Origin of the sequence: Sphingobium xenophagum, from assembly GCF_031457465.1 — a bacterium.
GTDB lineage: Bacteria > Pseudomonadota > Alphaproteobacteria > Sphingomonadales > Sphingomonadaceae > Sphingobium > Sphingobium xenophagum_A.
In genome coordinates this window covers 1-1,423 of record NZ_JAVDWV010000050.1, presented here as the reverse complement: position 1 = coordinate 1,423, position 1,423 = coordinate 1, and the positions used below count along the sequence as shown (strand labels likewise).

The 1,423-nt window shown below is 61.1% G+C and carries 1 protein-coding gene; it reads left to right on the top strand.

Annotation, left to right across the window (positions count from 1 at the left end; genetic code table 11):
- Positions 1 to 51 precede the first annotated feature (51 nt).
- Positions 52 to 1,266, top strand: coding sequence for an IS701 family transposase (locus J2W40_RS20505; RefSeq protein ID WP_310227799.1), 1,215 nt, complete (start codon positions 52 to 54; stop codon positions 1,264 to 1,266).
- Positions 1,267 to 1,423 lie beyond the last annotated feature (157 nt).

Genomic DNA, 1,423 nt, shown 5'->3' with positions numbered 1-1,423 from the left:
ACCTAGCATTACAGTTGCGTATTGCATGAAACTCTGAATCAATGGGTCTCCATGGTAAGGAGGCCGTGGATGACGGGTGCATCGATCGAAGCGACATTGGAGTTGTGGGCGTCCTCGCTGCGGGACGTGAAGGGCCGGATGCGCGGGCTCTTCACGCAGGAGCGGGTTGCGACGTCGGCGAACCTGTTTCTGGATGGTTTGCTGGGCGACGAGCGCCGCAAGACGGGCTGGATGCGCGCCGAGGCTGCGGGGGATCCGGGGCCATGGCGGCAACAGGCTATCCTGGGCCGCGGGCGATGGGACGCAGACGCGCTTCGCGACATTGTACGAGATTATGTTGTTGAGAGCCTTGCGACCGACGATGCGGTGCTGGTCATCGACGAGACCGGCTTCCTCAAGCAAGGCAAGGCCTCTTGTGGCGTGGCGCGTCAATATACCGGATCGGCTGGCAAGATCACGAACTGCCAGATCGGTGTATTCGCCGCCTATGTATCGGCTCGCGGTCACGCGTTTATCGATCGTGCCTTGTATCTGCCGAAGAGCTGGACGGGTGATCCCGCACGACTTGCCGCAACCCATGTCCCTGAACCTGTAGCCTTCGCCACCAAACCGGCTTTGGCGGTTCAGATGATCCGGCGGGCGCTGGCGGCCGACGTCCCTTTCTCGTGGATCGCGGCGGACGCCGTATATGGGGTTGGTGACGTCGAGCAGGCTCTGCGTCGAGCCTGCAAGGGCTACGTTCTCGGCGTGAAATCGGACCACTATTTTGGCTCTTGGGGCGACAAGCCCCCGATCGCGGGCAAAGCGGAAGAGATCGCACAAGACCTTGATCCAGACGCATGGAAACGCCTTTCCGCTGGCGAGGGCACAAAGGGCGCCCGGCTTCATGACTGGGCATATTGCGAGCTCGCCGATCTCGACGCCGACGAATATGACGAGACCAAATCAGGCATCTGGACCCGGGGCCTCCTGATCCGCCGAAATATCAGCGACGGTGATCTGGCCTACTTCACGACCTGGTGTCCGGCTGGCACCGAAATCCACACGCTCGTCGCCGTCGAAGGCCACCGCTGGGCGATCGAAGATAGCTTCGAGACCACCAAGAACGAGCTCGGCCTCGATCATAACGAAAGCCGCTCGTGGCATGGCTGGCATCGCCACGTCTCTCTCGTCATGCTCGCCTTCGCCATGATGGCGGTGATCCGATACCGCGCCAATGCCGTGACGCCCCCAAAAAGATCGAGGACGCGCACCATCAGGATCTGATCCGCTGGTCGATCCAGGAGGTTCGGCGGATCGCCAACAAACTCGCTCAGCGCCGTATACGGCCCGCTTACATCATCGCTTGGTCATGTTGGCGACGCGCACACCAAGCCGATGCCAGACGCGCCCATCTCAAAACCAGAACGCAACTGTAATGCTA